Origin of the sequence: Pseudomonas sp. TWI628 (assembly GCF_039673865.1) — a bacterium.
Taxonomy (GTDB): domain Bacteria; phylum Pseudomonadota; class Gammaproteobacteria; order Pseudomonadales; family Pseudomonadaceae; genus Aquipseudomonas.
On the sequence record NZ_JBDJMM010000007.1, the window covers coordinates 123,593 to 139,572 of the forward strand.

Annotated in this window: 18 protein-coding genes; 8 read left to right on the forward strand and 10 right to left on the reverse strand. The window is 63.7% G+C overall.

The window, feature by feature from the left end; all coding sequences use genetic code 11:
• Window positions 1–11 precede the first annotated feature (11 nt).
• Genes rsmD through ABE528_RS07580 form a run of 3 tightly spaced genes read right to left on the reverse strand, consistent with a single transcriptional unit; the run spans window position 12 to window position 3,446 of the window.
• On the reverse strand, window positions 12–614 hold the full coding sequence (gene rsmD, locus ABE528_RS07570) for a 16S rRNA (guanine(966)-N(2))-methyltransferase RsmD (protein WP_152955529.1): 603 nt from the start codon (window positions 612–614) through the stop codon (window positions 12–14).
• On the reverse strand, window positions 614–2,098 hold the full coding sequence (locus tag ABE528_RS07575) for a pitrilysin family protein (protein WP_346652579.1): 1,485 nt from the start codon (window positions 2,096–2,098) through the stop codon (window positions 614–616). Before ABE528_RS07575 ends, rsmD begins: the two co-directional genes overlap by 1 nt.
• Window positions 2,091–3,446, reverse strand: coding sequence for a pitrilysin family protein (locus ABE528_RS07580; RefSeq protein ID WP_152955531.1), 1,356 nt, complete (start codon window positions 3,444–3,446; stop codon window positions 2,091–2,093). Before ABE528_RS07580 ends, ABE528_RS07575 begins: the two co-directional genes overlap by 8 nt.
• 232 nt (window positions 3,447–3,678) lie before the next feature.
• Here ABE528_RS07580 and ftsY point away from each other — a divergent pair, with 232 nt between their 5' ends.
• From ftsY to rpoH, 4 genes are all read left to right on the forward strand, one after another.
• The gene (gene ftsY / locus ABE528_RS07585) at window positions 3,679–5,205 is read left to right on the forward strand and encodes a signal recognition particle-docking protein FtsY (RefSeq protein ID WP_346652580.1); all 1,527 of its coding nucleotides are present in this window, start codon (window positions 3,679–3,681) and stop codon (window positions 5,203–5,205) included.
• 2 nt (window positions 5,206–5,207) lie between these two features.
• Complete coding sequence (gene ftsE / locus ABE528_RS07590; protein WP_012274659.1) at window positions 5,208–5,879, forward strand: cell division ATP-binding protein FtsE; 672 nt, start codon at window positions 5,208–5,210, stop codon at window positions 5,877–5,879.
• Entirely contained in the window at window positions 5,876–6,904 is a 1,029-nt protein-coding gene (gene ftsX / locus ABE528_RS07595; RefSeq protein ID WP_346652581.1) for a permease-like cell division protein FtsX, read from the forward strand. Before ftsE ends, ftsX begins: the two co-directional genes overlap by 4 nt.
• 111 nt (window positions 6,905–7,015) lie before the next feature.
• A complete protein-coding gene (gene rpoH / locus ABE528_RS07600; protein ID WP_346652582.1) occupies window positions 7,016–7,870 on the forward strand; it encodes an RNA polymerase sigma factor RpoH in 855 nt (284 codons plus the stop codon).
• Between the two features lie 62 nt (window positions 7,871–7,932).
• Here the strand turns inward: rpoH and mtgA are convergent, their stop codons facing one another.
• Window positions 7,933–8,643: a monofunctional biosynthetic peptidoglycan transglycosylase gene (gene mtgA, locus ABE528_RS07605; protein ID WP_152955677.1), complete on the reverse strand. Its 711-nt coding sequence runs from the start codon at window positions 8,641–8,643 to the stop codon at window positions 7,933–7,935.
• A gap of 64 nt (window positions 8,644–8,707) precedes the next feature.
• Here mtgA and ABE528_RS07610 point away from each other — a divergent pair, with 64 nt between their 5' ends.
• The 4 genes from ABE528_RS07610 (at window position 8,708) to trmB (ending at window position 10,981) form a co-directional block, all read left to right on the forward strand.
• Window positions 8,708–9,079: a DUF423 domain-containing protein gene (locus tag ABE528_RS07610; protein ID WP_152955534.1), complete on the forward strand. Its 372-nt coding sequence runs from the start codon at window positions 8,708–8,710 to the stop codon at window positions 9,077–9,079.
• 102 nt (window positions 9,080–9,181) lie between these two features.
• Complete coding sequence (thiS, locus tag ABE528_RS07615) at window positions 9,182–9,382, forward strand: sulfur carrier protein ThiS (protein ID WP_033696634.1); 201 nt, start codon at window positions 9,182–9,184, stop codon at window positions 9,380–9,382.
• A 54-nt stretch (window positions 9,383–9,436) separates the two neighbouring features.
• A complete protein-coding gene (locus ABE528_RS07620; protein ID WP_027920973.1) occupies window positions 9,437–10,249 on the forward strand; it encodes a thiazole synthase in 813 nt (270 codons plus the stop codon).
• 9 nt (window positions 10,250–10,258) lie between these two features.
• Window positions 10,259–10,981 (forward strand): tRNA (guanosine(46)-N7)-methyltransferase TrmB, encoded by a 723-nt coding sequence (gene trmB, locus ABE528_RS07625; RefSeq protein ID WP_103446094.1) that lies wholly within the window; start codon window positions 10,259–10,261, stop codon window positions 10,979–10,981.
• Window positions 10,982–11,610: 629 nt separating this feature from the next.
• On the opposite strand, the gene ABE528_RS07630 is transcribed toward trmB, so the two are convergent.
• From ABE528_RS07630 to ABE528_RS07655, 6 genes are read right to left on the reverse strand one after another with little or no spacing between them, the layout of a single operon-like run.
• Window positions 11,611–11,937 carry a DUF3392 family protein gene (locus ABE528_RS07630; protein ID WP_027920975.1) on the reverse strand — a complete coding sequence of 109 codons (327 nt, stop codon included), beginning with the start codon at window positions 11,935–11,937 and terminating at the stop codon, window positions 11,611–11,613.
• A 9-nt stretch (window positions 11,938–11,946) separates the two neighbouring features.
• Window positions 11,947–13,122 carry a radical SAM family heme chaperone HemW gene (hemW, locus tag ABE528_RS07635; protein WP_346652583.1) on the reverse strand — a complete coding sequence of 392 codons (1,176 nt, stop codon included), beginning with the start codon at window positions 13,120–13,122 and terminating at the stop codon, window positions 11,947–11,949.
• Complete coding sequence (rdgB, locus tag ABE528_RS07640; protein ID WP_152955536.1) at window positions 13,119–13,715, reverse strand: RdgB/HAM1 family non-canonical purine NTP pyrophosphatase; 597 nt, start codon at window positions 13,713–13,715, stop codon at window positions 13,119–13,121. The genes hemW and rdgB overlap by 4 nt, the downstream gene beginning before the upstream one ends.
• On the reverse strand, window positions 13,712–14,146 hold the full coding sequence (locus ABE528_RS07645; RefSeq protein WP_152955537.1) for a DUF4426 domain-containing protein: 435 nt from the start codon (window positions 14,144–14,146) through the stop codon (window positions 13,712–13,714). The genes rdgB and ABE528_RS07645 overlap by 4 nt, the downstream gene beginning before the upstream one ends.
• Window positions 14,147–14,168: 22 nt before the next feature.
• The gene (gene metW, locus ABE528_RS07650; RefSeq protein ID WP_110632944.1) at window positions 14,169–14,789 is read right to left on the reverse strand and encodes a methionine biosynthesis protein MetW; all 621 of its coding nucleotides are present in this window, start codon (window positions 14,787–14,789) and stop codon (window positions 14,169–14,171) included.
• A 7-nt stretch (window positions 14,790–14,796) separates the two neighbouring features.
• Window positions 14,797–15,936 carry a homoserine O-acetyltransferase gene (locus tag ABE528_RS07655; protein ID WP_152955538.1) on the reverse strand — a complete coding sequence of 380 codons (1,140 nt, stop codon included), beginning with the start codon at window positions 15,934–15,936 and terminating at the stop codon, window positions 14,797–14,799.
• Window positions 15,937–15,980: the final 44 nt, after the last annotated feature.

Consider the following 15,980-nt stretch of genomic DNA (forward strand, 5'->3'; position numbering starts at 1 on the left):
GCGTTAGGGGTTCAGCCGCGTTGCCAGAGCGCGTAGTGCACCTGGCCAGTCTTTTTCTCGCGGTGCAGGCGCCAGTTGCCGGGCATCGGCAGCGTCGAAGGTGCGGCCTCGCTTTCGGTGTAGATCCACGCCTGTTCACGCAGCCACTGGTTCTGTTCCAGCAGGTTGCAGGTGTTGGCCAGCAGGTCCTGGTGGAACGGCGGGTCGAGGAACACCACGTCGAACTGCTGCTTGGCCGGGTTCTGCAGGTAGCGCAGTGCGTCGGTCTGCAGGATTTGCCCGCGTGGGCAGCGCAGGATCTCGAGGTTGTTCTTCAGGTTGCTGATGGCAGCCGGGTTGCTGTCCAGCGCCACGGCATCCTCGGCGCCACGGGACAGTGCCTCCAGCACCAGGGCGCCACTGCCGGTGAAGGCATCCAGCACCTGGGCGCCTTCGATGTAGGGCGCCAACCAATTGAACACGGTTTCGCGCACGCGGTCAGGCGTTGGGCGCAGGCCTTCGCCTTCCGGTACCGCCAGGCGGCGGCTGCGCCACTCGCCGGCGATGATGCGCAGGTGACCCTGGCCCTTGCTTTGGCCCTGCTGCGGGCGGGCGGGAGGGGTGGATCTAGGCATTAGTGCTCCGGTACGCCGAGCGGCTGCTCGGACGGTTTGTCAGTGGGGGCGGGCAGCGGCTGCTGTGGCACTTTCGGGCCAACGGTGACAATCACCAGTTTATCGGCTGCCAGGTGCTTGTTCATCGCCGCTTTGACCTGATCGACGGTCAGTGCCTGGGACTGCTGCATGAAGTCTTCCAGCCAGGTCAGTGGCAGGTTGTAGAAACCGATCGCGCCGAGTTGGCCGACGATGCTGGCATTACTGGCATTGGACAGCGGGAAGCTGCCGGCCAGTTCGCGTTTGGCGTCGTCCAGTTCCTGCTGGGTCGGGCCGCTCTTGAGGTAATCGGCGAGGATATCCCGCACCAGCTTGAGCGTGCCTTCACTGAGTTCGGCACGGGTCTGCAGGTTGATCATGAACGGGCCACGCACCTGCATCGGGCTGAACACCGAATACACGCCGTAGGTCAGGCCGCGTTTTTCGCGGACTTCGCTCATCAGGCGGGTGCCGAAGGCGCCGCCGCCGAGGATCTGGTTGCCCAGCGAGAGGGCCGGCCAGTCCGGGTCCTGGCGGTCGATACCGAGCTCGGCGAGCATCAGGTGAGTCTGCTTGCTCGGAAAGTCGATATGGGTGACGCCAGCCTTGGGTTCAACCGGCTGGGCTGGAGCGGCCAATGCCGGGCCTTTGGGCAGGGCGGCGGATACCTGGGCGGCGACCGCCTCGGCTTCCTCGCGGCTGAGGTCGCCGACCAGGGCGATCACTGCGTTGCCAGCGGTATAGGCTTTGGCGTGGAAGGCGCGTAGCTGCTCAAGGGTGATGCCCGGCACGCTCTCGGCACTGCCATCGCTTGGCTGAGCGTAAGGGTGGTCGCCGTAGAGCTTGCTGAACAGGGCCTTGCCGGCAATCTTGCCAGGGTTCTGCTTCTCATACTCGAAACCGGCCAGCAGCTGGTTCTTGATGCGTTTCAGTGCATCTTCCGGGAAGGTCGGCTTGCCGGTCACTTCGGCGAACAGCTTGAGGGCTGGCTCGCGCTTGTCCTTGGCGCTCAGGCTGCGCAGCGAAGCCACGGCCATGTCGCGGTAGGAGCCGTTGCCAAAGTCGGCACCCAGGCCCTCGAAGCCTTCGGCGATGGCGGTCACGTCCTTGCCTGCCACACCCTCGTTAAGCATGGCGTTGGTCAGGGTGGCCAACCCTGGGGTGTTGCCATCCTGGCTGCTGCCAGCGGCAAAGGTCACGCGCAGGTCGAACATCGGCAGCTCGCGGGCTTCGACGAACAGCACCCGGGCGCCTTCGGCGGTGGTCCAGTTCTGGATGTTCAGCTGGCGCCGGCTGGGCGCCTTGCCATCAAGCTCGGCCAGCGATTGCAGGGTGTTGGCCGGGCGTGCGGCGCTGCTTTCGGCTTCTGAATGGGCCGGCCGGGCGAGCACTGCAGCCATCGCCACCACCAGCGCGATGATGCCCGTGCCGATCAGGGTGTAGCGTGGTGCGCTGCGATCACTCATGAGCGGACTCCTCGGGCAGTACGTGGGCAACGCTCAGGCGTTCGCGGGTGAAATAGGTGCGTGCAGCGTTTTGCACGTCTTCCGGGGTGACGCGCTTGAGCTCGTCCAGTTCGCTGTCGATCAGCTTCCAGGACAGGCCGACGGTTTCCAGCTGGCCGATGGTGGTGGCCTGGCTGCTGATGGAATCGCGGTCGTAGACCAGGCCGGCGATGACCTGGGCACGCACGCGCTCCAGCTCTTCGGCGCTTGGCGGGGTGGTCTTGAGCTCGTCGAGCAGCTGCCAGACGCCTTTTTCGACGTCGGCCAGGGTTTTTTGCTTCTGCACGTTCGGCGTGGCCGAGATCAGGAACAGGCTGTCGCCACGGGTGAAGGCGTTATAGCTGGACGAGGCGCCGGCCACCAGCTCCTGGCCACGTTCCAGGCGTGCCGGCATGCGCGCGCTGTAGCCGCCATCGAGCAAGGCCGAGATCAGCCGCAGGGCGTGCACGGTGCGTGGGTCCTTGGCGGTGGCCAGGCCCGGTACGTTGAAACCGTAGATCAGGCTCGGCAACTGGGTGCGCACGTGCAACGTCAGCTGGCGCTGGCCCGGTTCGGCCAGTTCCAGGGGCAGTTTGGCGGGGGGCACGGCGCGCTTGGGAATGCTGGCGAAGTATTTCTGCGCGAGGCCTTTGACCTCGTCGGCGGTGACATCGCCAACCACCACCAGGGTTGCATTGTTCGGTGCGTACCAGGATTCGTACCAGTGGCGCAGCTCCTCGACCTTCATGCGTTCGAGGTCGGCCATCCAGCCGATGGTCGGGGTGTGGTAGCCGCTGGCCGGGAAGGCCATGGCACGGAACAGCTCGAAAGCCTTGGAACTTGGCTGGTCATCGGTACGCAGGCGGCGCTCTTCCTTGATTACCTCGATTTCGCGGGCGAACTCGTCGGCAGGCAGGCGCAGGCTGGCCAGGCGGTCGGCTTCCAGTTCAAAGGCCACCGGCAGGCGGTCGCGGGCCAGCACCTGGTAGTAGGCGGTGTAGTCGTCGCTGGTAAAGGCGTTCTCCTCCGCGCCGAGGTCCCGCAGAATGCGCGAGGCCTCGCCGGGGCCGATCTTGGCGCTGCCCTTGAACATCATGTGCTCCAGGGCATGGGACAAGCCGGTCTGGCCCGGGGTCTCGTAGCTGGAGCCGACCTTGTACCAGATCTGCGAGACGACCACGGGGGCTCGGTGGTCTTCGCGCACGACCACTTTCAGGCCGTTGTCGAGGATGAATTCGTGGGTCGGCTGCACGTCGGCGGCCAATGCCGCGAGCGGCAGGCAGAGCGTGCTGAGCAACAGGCCAGCGGCGCGGCGGGCTAGAGCATTCATACGGTGATTAACCTGTTCGGCGGCCCGCTGGTTTAGCGTCGGCGGGCCAGGAGGTGCTAGGATACTGATCCGGTTGCCTGGCGACCATGCCTGTCGCCGTTCTGGCCCGCAGGCCCATTAAGACAAAACATTGCGCATGAACCAGTCGGATTCAAAATAGTCTGTTCTGCGTTTAGAGAATTCCCGATGTGCCAGTTGCTGGCCCATCGCTACCCTGAGATAGCCGTCTTCCATGTTTGGTTCCAACGACGACAAAAAAGCGCCGGCCGAGGCTGGCGAGAAAAAAGGCCTGTTCAGCTGGTTTCGCAAGAAGCCGCAGCAACCTGTCGCCGAACAGCCTCAAACGCCTGAGCCGCCAGCGCCCGAGGTGCAGCCAGCCGAGCCGGTAGCAGCACAGCCCGCCGTTGAGCAGCCGCTTGTCGAGGCGCAGCAACCGGCGCCGGTCGAGCCTGTGCCGGTCGAGCCCCTGCCCCCGGTGGTCGAAGCGCCTGTGCCAGAGCTGGTCGCTTCCCAGCCATTGCAGGCGCCCGAGCCTGAGCCGATTGCGTCTGCACCGCTGATCGCACCGACCCCTGAACCTGTCGCCTCCATGCCGCTGCAAGCGGCGCCGGTCGAGCCTGCCCCGGTGGTCGAGCATGCCGCCCCTGTCAGCAACCTGGTGCTTCCGGTAGCCGAAGAGCCGGTGGCGCTGGTGCCGGACCTGGAGCCGAAGGCGCCACCGGTGATACCGGAACGTCCCGCGCCAGAGCCGGTGGTCGTGGCCTCTGCGCCTGCCCCTATCGAGCCTGAGCCCGCCCCGATGGTTGCTGCTCCGGTTGCCACCGAGCAGTCCAAGCCCGGTTTCTTCGCCCGCCTCAAGCAGGGCCTGTCGAAGACCAGCGCCAGCATCGGCGAAGGCATGGCCAGCCTGTTCCTGGGCAAGAAGGTCATCGATGACGACCTGCTCGACGAGATCGAGACCCGCCTGTTGACCGCCGACGTCGGTGTCGAAGCCACTTCGACCATCGTCCAGAACCTGACTCAGAAGGTTGCCCGCAAGCAGCTGGCTGACGCTGATGCGCTGTACAAGTCGCTGCAGGAAGAGCTGGCCGCACTGCTGCGCCCGGTCGAGCAGCCGCTGAAGGTCCAGGCGCAGAACAAGCCCTACGTGATCCTCGTGGTCGGCGTGAATGGTGCCGGCAAGACCACCACCATCGGCAAGCTGGCCAAGAAGCTGCAGCTGGAAGGCAAGAAGGTCATGCTGGCTGCCGGTGACACCTTCCGTGCCGCTGCCGTGGAGCAGCTGCAGGTCTGGGGCGAGCGCAACCAGATCCCGGTGATCGCCCAGCACACTGGCGCCGACTCCGCCTCGGTGATCTTCGACGCCGTGCAGGCCGCCAAGGCCCGTGGTGTCGATGTGCTGATCGCCGACACCGCCGGCCGCCTGCACACCAAAGACAACCTGATGGAAGAGCTGAAGAAGGTCCGCCGGGTAATCGGCAAGCTCGACGCCGAAGCACCGCACGAGGTGCTGCTGGTGCTCGACGCCGGTACCGGGCAGAACGCCATCAGCCAGGCCAAGTACTTCAACCAGAGCGTCGAACTGACCGGCCTGGCCCTGACCAAGCTGGACGGCACTGCCAAAGGTGGGGTGATCTTCGCCCTGGCCAAGCAGTTCAAGCTGCCGATCCGCTTCATCGGTGTCGGTGAAGGCATCGACGACCTGCGCACCTTCGAAGCCGAGCCGTTCGTCAAGGCTCTGTTCGCCGAGCGAGACTGACCATGATCCGATTCGAACAGGTTGCCAAGCGCTACCCAAATGGCCATGTCGGCTTGCATGAGCTGAGTTTCCGGGCGCGCCGGGGCGAGTTCCTGTTCGTCACCGGGCACTCGGGTGCGGGCAAGAGCACCTTGCTGCGCCTGTTGCTGGCCATGGAGCGCCCGACCAGTGGCAAGCTGATGCTGGCCGGGCAGGACCTGGGCCAGATCAGCAATGCCCAGATCCCGTTCCTGCGTCGGCAGATTGGCGTGGTGTTCCAGAACCACCAGCTGCTGTTCGACCGCACGGTGTTCAACAACATCGCCCTGCCGCTGCAGATTCTCGGCTTGTCCAAGGCCGAGATTGCCAAGCGCGTGGATTCGGCGCTGGAGCGGGTGTCGCTGTCCGACAAGGGCGAGCTATTCCCGGCTGACTTATCCACCGGCCAGCAGCAGCGGGTCGGTATTGCCCGCGCCATTGTTCACCAGCCGGCCTTGCTGCTGGCGGATGAACCCACTGGTAACCTCGACCCGCGCCTGGCCGCGGAGATCATGGGCGTGTTCGAGGACATCAACCGCCTGGGCACCACGGTTCTGATCGCCAGTCACGACCTGGCACTGATTGCGCGCATGCGCCACCGCATGCTGACCTTGCAGCGCGGTCGTCTGATCGGCGATGGGGAGGCCGGGCAATGAGCACTACACGTACACCAAAGGTTTCCGAGCGCGTTGCGCCGAAGGCTGCCGACCCGCAGCCGGCCAAGAAGAAAGGCGGCGATCACGACGACGACGGCCCGGACTTCCGCACCCTGCTGCACGCCTGGCTGGAAAGCCATCGCGCCAGCCTGGCCGACAGCTTGCGACGCCTGGGCAAGCAGCCGATCGGCAGCTTCTTCACCTGCCTGGTGATGGCCGTGGCGCTGAGCATGCCCATGGGCTTGTCGCTGCTGTTGAAGAATATCGAGGTGCTGGGTGGCTCCTGGCAGCGCGCGGCGCAGATTTCGCTGTACCTGAAGCTCGATGCAGGTAGCCAGCAGGGTGAAGCGTTGCGGGACGACATCAAGCGCATGCCGGGTGTAGCCGAAGCCCAGTACGTCAGCCCCGGGCAGGCCCTGGAAGAGTTCCAGCAGCAGTCCGGGCTGGGCGAGGCCCTGCGCGAACTGCCCGACAACCCGTTGCCCGGTGTGGTGGTGGTGACCCCGACCGAAGTCGACAAACCGGCCCTGGAAGCCCTGCGTCAGCGCCTGTCGGAGCTGCCAAGGGTGGAGAACGCGCAGCTGGACCTGGTATGGGTGGAGCGCCTGGCGGCGATCCTCAAGCTGGGCGACCGTTTTGTCTTCGGCCTGGCGGTGATGCTGATTTCTGCGTTGTTGTTAGTAATCGGTAACACAATTCGTCTACATATTGAAAACCGCCGCATCGAGATCGAAGTGATCAAGCTGGTGGGGGGCACAGACAGCTACGTACGCCGGCCTTTCCTGTACATGGGCGCCTTGTACGGCCTGGGTGCGGGCTTGCTGGCCTGGGCCATCCTGGCCTTCGGCCTGAACTGGCTGAACGAGGCCGTGGTAGGGCTGTCCGGGCTGTATGGCAGTGACTTCGCCCTGGGCGGGGTGCCGGCGTCCGATGGTCTGTCGCTCTTGATCGGAGCGGTGTTGTTGGGGTATATCGGTGCATGGATTGCAGTCGCCCGCCACTTGAACGAGCTGGCGCCGCGATAGTGTTTACGTGCCAGCATTGACATTTTCTTCACGATGGAACTTGTACGGTCGTTCCGGGTCAATGTAGGCAGCGCTCACAAGGCGCGAGTTTAGTAAGTCGGAGGTTCTTGAATGACCACATCGTTGCAACCTGCCTATGCCCTAGTGCCCGGTGCAAACCTGGAAGCCTACGTGCACACGGTCAACAGCATCCCGCTGTTGTCTGTCGAGCAGGAGCGTGATCTGGCCGAGCGTCTCTATTACGAGCAGGATCTCGAGGCCGCTCGGCAAATGGTGATGGCCCACCTGCGTTTCGTTGTACATATCGCGCGTAGCTATGCAGGCTACGGGCTGGCCCAGGCCGACCTTATCCAGGAAGGCAACGTCGGCCTGATGAAGGCGGTCAAGCGCTTCAACCCGGAAATGGGTGTGCGCCTGGTGTCCTTCGCCGTGCACTGGATCAAGGCAGAGATTCACGAATTCATCTTGCGCAACTGGCGCATCGTCAAGGTCGCCACCACCAAGGCCCAGCGCAAGCTGTTCTTCAACCTGCGCAGCCAGAAGAAGCGTCTGGCCTGGTTGAGCAACGACGAAGTGCATCGCGTGGCAGAAAGCCTCGGCGTCGAGCCACGTGAAGTACGCGAGATGGAAAGCCGCCTGAGTGGCCAGGACATGGCCTTCGACCCGGCAGCCGAAGCGGATGACGACAGCGCCTTCCAGTCGCCAGCGCATTATCTGGAAGACCACCGCTACGACCCGGCTGTGCAGCTGGAGGATGCCGACTGGAGTGACAACTCCACCAGCAACCTGCACGAAGCACTGCAAGGCCTGGATGACCGTAGTCGCGATATTCTCTACCAGCGCTGGCTGGCGGAAGAAAAGGCCACGTTGCATGAGCTGGCTGACAAGTACAGCGTTTCGGCTGAGCGGATTCGCCAGCTGGAGAAGAATGCGATGAACAAGGTCAAGGCGCTGATCACCGTCTGATCAAGCCAGGCCGCATTGAAAAGCCGCTGACCCGAGAGGGGCAGCGGCTTTTTTGTTGAGGCTTACGGCCTGCGCGAGCTGTCCAGTTGCATCAGGTAGCTGGGCCCGCCCAGCTGGCTCATTTGCCGACGAATCCAGCCCGCCCGGCTTGCCACATAGGCGCTGGGCCGGCTGGCACTCCACTTGATCGGGCTCGGCAGCACTGCGGCCAGTTGTGCGGCCTGCTGGCGGGTCAGTTGGCTGGCATCGACGCCAAAGTGGTAACGCGCCGCGGCCTGGGCGCCGAACACGCCTTTACCCCACTCGGCGCTGTTCAGGTATACCTCGAGAATCCGCTCCTTCGACCAGAACAGTTCGATCAGCGCGGTGAACCAGGCCTCCAGCCCCTTGCGGAACCAGCTACGGCCCGACCACAGGAACAGGTTCTTGGCCACCTGCTGGGACAAGGTGCTGGCACCACGAATGCTGCCACCGCGCTCGTTGTACGCCAGCGCCGCCTGGATGGCCGGAATGTCGAAGCCCCAATGGCTGGCGAACTTCTGGTCTTCACCGGCGATGACCGCCACCTTGAGTTCGTCGGAGATCTTCTCCCACGGTTCCCAGTCGCGCTGCAGGTCGATCGGCTCGCCACTTACCCATGATTGCACCTTGCGCTCAAGCATCAAGGCTGTGCCAGGCGGTGGTACCCAGCGAAACACCAACACCAGCACGATGCTGCCGGCAGCGAACCAGAGCAGGGCGCGGGCGAGGCGGCGGAGAATGGATGACAGCATGGCGATGGCTTGGCCGGACCGGTGGAACGGGCCATTATACAGACCCGATACAAGGAGTCGTCCCATGCTTCGCAGCTTCCTCATGCTCGCTGCTTTCTTCGGCTTTACCGGCGTCGCCCTGGGCGCGTTCGCCGCACATGGGCTGAAGAACCGCCTGACGGCCGACTATCTGGCCATTTTCCATACGGGGGTGACCTATCAGCTGGTACATGCCCTGGCAATCTTCGCTGTCGCCTTGCTGTCGGCGCACTTGCCGGGGCGCCTGGTCGGCTGGGCTGGCGGTCTGTTCGCCCTTGGGATCGTGCTGTTCTCCGGCAGCCTGTACCTGCTGACCCTCAGCGGCCTCGGCAAACTGGGTATCATCACCCCCATCGGCGGCCTGTGCTTCCTCGCCGGTTGGCTGTGCCTGGGCCTGGCTGCCTGGCGCCTGGGCTGACCAAGCGGTCCACAATCGCGACTAATGGCGTGCAGCGCCCTTGGGTTCGTGCGTGGATCGGCGCTAGAATGCGGGCCCCAAAGAACAATGGTGGCCGTGCGCATGCGCATTCAACTGAACGGTGAACCTTACGAATTGCCCGCTGGCGAAAGCGTCGCGGCCCTGCTGACCCGCCTGGAACTGACCGGGCGCCGGGTGGCGGTGGAACTCAACCTGGATATCGTGCCGCGTAGCCAGCACGACAGCACGCAGCTGAACGAGGGCGATCAGGTCGAAGTGGTCCACGCCATCGGTGGCGGCTGAGCCCGGCCCGGCGATTCACCTGCAAGCCCAGCAATCATTTCCCGAGGAACAACGATGAGCAACGTTCGTAGCGACAAGCCCTTCATCCTGGCCGGGCGCACTTTCCAGTCGCGCCTGCTGGTAGGCACCGGCAAGTACCGTGACATGGAAGAAACCCGCCTGGCCACCGAGGCCTCGGGTGCCGAAATCGTCACCGTGGCCGTGCGCCGGACCAACCTTGGCCAGAATGCGGGCGAGCCGAACCTGCTCGACGTGCTGTCGCCCGACAAGTACACCATCCTGCCGAACACCGCAGGCTGCTTTGACGCTGTCGAGGCGGTGCGGACCTGCCGTCTGGCCCGTGAGCTGCTCGATGGCCACAAGTCCCACGAGTCGCGCACCCTGGTGAAGCTGGAAGTGCTGGCGGACCAGAAAACCCTGTTCCCCAACGTGATCGAAACCCTCAAGGCCGCCGAAGTGCTGGTCAAGGACGGGTTCGACGTGATGGTCTACACCAGCGACGATCCGATCATCGCCCGCCAGCTGGCCGAAGCCGGCTGCATCGCGGTGATGCCGCTGGCCGGCCTGATCGGCACTGGCCTGGGCATCTGCAACCCGTACAACCTGCAGATCATCCTCGAGGAGTCGAAGGTGCCGGTGCTGGTCGACGCGGGTGTCGGTACCGCCTCCGATGCCACCATCGCCATGGAAATGGGCTGTGAAGCCGTACTGATGAACTCGGCCATCGCCCACGCCCAGCAGCCTGTGCTGATGGCCGAGGCCATGAAGCACGCCATCCTGGCTGGCCGCATGGCCTACCTGGCCGGCCGCATGCCGAAAAAACTTTATGCCAGCGCCTCTTCGCCGCTGGATGGTCTGATCAAGTAAGAGCCCCTGATGACTGACTCGCAAGATACGCCGATCTCCGCCGACGGCGACCAGCGCCCACACCGCCGCATCAAAAGCTTCGTGATGCGCGCCGGGCGCATGACTGAAGGCCAGCAACGCGGCCTCGACCAGGGCGGTCCGCAGTTCATCCTGCCGCTGGCCGACAGCCCGGTGGACTACGACCAGGTATTCGGCCGTTCGGCGCCGCGTACCCTGGAGATCGGCTTCGGCATGGGCCATTCCCTGCTGGAAATGGCCGCTGCCGCGCCTGAGCAGGACTTCATCGGTGTTGAAGTGCACCGTCCGGGTGTTGGCGCGCTGCTCAACGGCGTGCTGACCCAAGGCCTGAAGAACCTGCGGGTGTATGACTGCGATGCGATTGAAGTGCTCAACCGCTGCGTAGCCGATAACAGCCTCGATCGCCTGATGCTGTTCTTCCCGGACCCATGGCACAAGGCGCGTCACCACAAGCGCCGCATCGTCCAGCTGGAGTTTGCCGAACTGGTGCGGCGCAAGCTCAAGCCCGGTGGCGTGTTCCACATGGCGACCGACTGGGAGCCGTACGCCGAGTACATGCTGGAAGTGATGAGCGCCGCCCCGGGCTATCGCAACCGTGCTGAAGACGGTACCTACGTGCCACGCCCGGAAGAGCGCCCGATCACCAAGTTCGAACGCCGCGGCGAGCGGCTGGGGCATGGGGTGTGGGATCTGAAGTTCGAGAAGGTGGATTGATTGGCTGATTGAGCCTTTCGAGATGCTGAGGCTTGTAGAAATGCAGGCGAAAAAAAACCGCTCTGAGAAGAGCGATTTTTTTATGGGAGCGACAGGACTGAGTATCCTTCGCTCTGAGGCTTCACCGAAAACTCCACACAGTCACAAGATCATAGGCACCTTCAGAGCTAGGGTCAATGTGCGGAAATATCCCGCATTACGTGTGTCGAAGCGGTTAACAGTCTTGGCCGGATAGTCCGAGTACTATTGCGTTGCTCCTGTGTGAGCCAACTCAGTGATGGGCCGGGTAGGAGAAGAATTCTGCTTTTCGGCCCCTTCGACATGGCCTGAGAACCATGCCGGTGAATCTCTTCGAAGGGCCATCAACCTGGCCACTTCACTGAGAACTTCACACAGTTTTCGAAGGCATCGAAGCGCCGGTTAGATGCTGGAAGATTGGCCCGCCAACACGGAGGCCAAGGCATATGAAGCGTTTGCTTGATGCGCTGAGCCGCGTCTGGAAGCTCATCCGGATCTTGACTGTGCTCAAGACCGCAAGAGACTTCATGCGCGACCACTTCGATGATGCCCAATAAGGGCTAGTCAGGTGGTAGGGCTGCCCTGGTTCTCCGGGGCAGCTTTTAGCAGGCTCACCCGCGGCGATCAGCCACCACGCCAATCAACACCAGCACCACCAACAACACTGGTGCCAGCGCGTAGTTGTTGAACTGCCCCAAACCCTTCACCACCCACGGCGTGGCATAGATCAGCGCCGCACCACTGCCGATCATCACCAGGGCAGCCATCACCGGCACCCTTAGCGCGCCCGCCAGGGCACCCAGGCGCTGGTCCACCCAGCCTTTGATGTCGGTGCCGAACAGCACCAGCAGGCAGCCTACCAGGGCCAGGGAAATCTCAGACAGATTGCTGCGGCTCCAGCGCGAAACCGTGGCGAGCAGATCAAGTACCAGATCCATGGGTCATCCTTAGGTCAAGAAATACTGCAGCAGGTCATTGAGGAACAGCTGGCCGCGCGGTGTGGCCGCCAGTCGATCCGGTTCGACCTGCAAAAGGCCCTTTTGTTCGGCTGCGCGGCGGGATTGCGCCAGTTGCGCCAAGGGCAGCCCGGTGCGCTGGGTAAACAACTCGGCTTCCACGCCATCGGTGAGGCGCAGAGCGTTCATCAGGAACTCGAACGGCAGCTCATCCACCGGCAACAGCTTCTCGCCGGCCTTGAACGGCTTGGCCAGGTTCAGGTAGTCCTTGGGCAGACGGGTCTTCCAGGTCCGCAGGATGCGGCCATCGGTGAAGGTCAACTTGCCGTGGGCGCCAGCACCGATGCCGATGAAGTCGCCGAAACGCCAGTAATTGAGGTTGTGCCTGGCAGCGCGGTCAGTCTGGGCATAGGCCGAAACTTCATACTGCTTGAAACCGTTGGCCGCCATCAGCGCCTGGCCGGCTTCCTGGATGTCCCACAGGGTATCGTCTTCAGGCAGCTCCGGTGGCTGGTTCCAGAACACCGTGTTCGGCTCGACTGTCAGCTGGTACCACGACAGGTGGGTCGGCCCGAGGTCGATGGCCTGGCGCAGGTCACCCAGCGCGTCATCCAGCGATTGGTCGGGCAGGCCGTGCATCAGGTCCATGTTGAAGTTGTCGAAGCCGGCTGCACGCGCCATGCCGGCGGCGCGGATCGCTTCGTCGCCATTGTGGATGCGGCCCAGCGCCTCCAGCTTGGCTGGCTGGAAGCTCTGCACACCGATCGAGAGGCGGTTGATACCGGTCTGCCGGTAGGCCTTGAACTTCTCCTGCTCGAAGGTACCCGGGTTGGCCTCGAGGGTGATCTCGATATCCGGAGCGAACGGGATGCGTTGCTCCACGCCACGCAGCAGGCGCCCCAGGGCATTGGCACTGAACAGGCTCGGCGTACCGCCGCCGAAGAAGATCGACGACAGGGTCCGGCCCTGCACGGCGGCCAGTTCCAGGTCGAGGTCGGTCAACAAGGCGTCGACGTAAGCCTCTTCAGGCAGCTCAGGCCCGGCGGCATGGGAGTTGAAGTCACAGTAAGGGCATTTGCGCACACACCACGGGATGTGGATGTACAGCGCCAGCGGCGGCAGGCTGGTGAGCGCCACCGCGCTGGCTTCGGACAGCGTTGCGATCATGCCAGGCCCAGACGTTGACGCAGCAGGGCCATGGCGCGCGCGCGGTGGCTGAGCTGGTTCTTATCCACAGGGGCGAGGTCGGCGCTGGAGCACTTGCGCTCCGGCACCCAGAATAGCGGATCGTAGCCGAAGCCATGCTCGCCGCTTGCCTCGAACAGGATGCTGCCGTGCCACAGGCCTTCGCAAAGGATCGGCAGCGGGTCATCGGCGTGGCGCACCAGGGCCAGCACGCAGACGAACTGGGCACCGCGCTGCTCTGGCGGTACATCTTGCAGGGCCTCCAGCAGCTTGGCGTTGTTCGCCGCGTCACCCTTGCCGTCGGCATAGCGCGCCGAGTAGATGCCCGGCGCGCCTCCGAGGAAGTCCACTGCCAGGCCGGAATCGTCGGCCAGCGCTGGCAGGCCGGAGATGCGCGCCGCGTTGCGGGCCTTGAGGATAGCGTTCTCGACGAACGACAGGCCGGTCTCCTCAGGCTCTACCTGGCTGAACTCACCGATCGAGCGCAGCTGCACGGACTGGCCGAGCATGGCCTGGAGTTCCTTGAGTTTGCCGGCGTTGTGGCTGGCCAATACGAGTTGCTGGAAATTCATCATTCGCCTGGGAACACTTCCTGGTTGAAACTGAGTTGGTGGCTGACCCCGCCGGTTTCGACATTCAGGTCGAAGGTCAGGGTCTCGGCCTGCTCGATCTTGAACTGGGCGATGTAGTACACCGCGCCCTGGTCGGTTATCTGCTTGAACGACAGCGGGCTGGTGCGCCCGGTCAGGTCTTTCACCGTGCCGCTGACCACCGCCATGGCGGGCTTGTCGGCCTTGAGCACGGCGATGTTGAGCACGCCTTGGTTCTTGCTGCGATTCAGCCCGGTGGCAGCGGCGATGTCCGGCTGCAGCATGTTCGAGGTGAAGGCGCTGTAGTGCACCGTCACGTCGCCGAAGACTTCCTTGCGCTCGGGGCGGGCGGCATCGGCCGCCATCACTGGCAGGGCCAGGCACAGGCTGATCAGGAACAGGGCTAGGCGACGCATGGTGCGAATCCTCCGGTGGGCGTCAGACCGCCAGTTGATGCTCCTGCAGGCCCGGGCTGCTGACGCGATAAATGCCGATTTCACCTAGAAGATTAGGCCAAAGCCGCCCACCCCACCCGTTACGGTGCAAGTGGTCGACGGCCAGGCGGTCAAGGACCTTGGCGCGGCGCTCATGGCACAGCTCTTCGAAGTCGGCGAAGGTGCAGAAGTGGATGTTCGGCGTGTTGTACCAGGTGTACGGCATGAAGTCCGAAACCGGCATGCGCCCTTTGGTGGCCAGGTACCAGCGGCAGCGCCAGTGGCCGAAGTTGGGGAAGGTGATGATGCACTGGCGGCCCACCCGCAGCATCTCGTCGAGGATGCGGTCAGGGTACTCCACGGCCTGCAGGGCCTGGGTCATGATCACTACGTCGAAGCTGTTGCTGGCAAAGTTGCCCAGGCCTTTGTCGAGGTCCTGCTCGATGACGTTGACGCCCTTGGCCACGCAGGCGGCGATGTTGTCGGGGTCGATCTCCAGGCCATAGCCGGTGACCTGCTTGCGGTCACGCAGCGAGGCCAGCAGCTCGCCACTGCCGCAGCCCAGGTCGAGTACCCGGCTGCCGGCGGGAATCCAGTCGTGGATGATTTCCAGATCGGCTCTCATGCTGTCCTCAGATGGCGATGCGGTTCATGTAGTTCGCGAAACCCTGCATGTAGCGAGGCGTGGGGATCAGGAAGGCATCGTGGCCGTAAGGCGAGTCGATCTCCAGATAACAGACGTTCTTGCGGGCCGCCATGAGGGCGTCGACGATCTCCCGCGAGCGGGCCGGCGAGAAGCGCCAGTCGGTGGTGAACGACATGATGCAGTAATCCGCCTTGACGTGGGCCAGGGTCGCCGCCAGGTCGCCGCCATTGGCCGCAGCCGGGTCGAAGTAGTCCAGGGCCTTGGTCATCAGCAGGTAGGTGTTGGCGTCGAAACGGCCAGAAAATTCCTCGCCCTGATAGCGCAGGTAGCTTTCTACCTGGAATTCGACGCTGTGGAAGTCATAGTTGAGCTTGTCGCTCTTCAGTTCGCGGCCGAATTTTTCACCCATCGAGTCGTCGGACAGGTAAGTGATGTGGCCGACCATGCGCGCCAGCATCAGGCCGCGCTTGGGGATCACGCCCTGGTCCTGGAACGAGCCGCCGTGGAACTCGGGGTCGGTAAGGATGGCCTGACGGGCCACTTCGTTGAAGGCGATGTTCTGCGCCGACAGCTTGGGTGCCGAGGCGATATCTACACAGTGGCGCACGCGCTCGGGGTAGGTCATGGTCCACTGCAGGGCCTGCATGCCGCCCAGGCTGCCACCCACGATAGCCGCCCACTGCTGGATGCCCAGGCGATCGGCCAGGCGTGCCTGGCTATGCACCCAGTCTTCCACGGTCAATACCGGGAATTCGGCGCCATAGGGCTTGCCGGTGGCCGGGTTGATGCTGCTCGGGCCGGTGCTGCCATTGCAGCCGCCGAGGTTGTTCAGGCTGACCACGAAGAAGCGGTTGGTATCGATCGGCTTGCCAGGGCCGATGCAGCTGTCCCACCAGCCCGGCTTGCGGTCGGTGGCGGCATGGTAGCCAGCGGCATGGTGATGACCGGACAGGGCATGGCAGATCAGCACGGCATTGCTCGCGCTGGCGTTCAGGGTGCCATAGGTCTCGTAGACCAGCTCGTAGCTGTTGAGCGAACGGCCACAGGCCAGGGCCAGTGGTTCATCGAACCTGGCAATTTGCGGTGTAACCAGACCGACGGAATCTTCGGGAAGGACAGTGGACATCGACCCTGCTCACGCTTGACGGAGGCGTAAGTCTAAAGAGCACT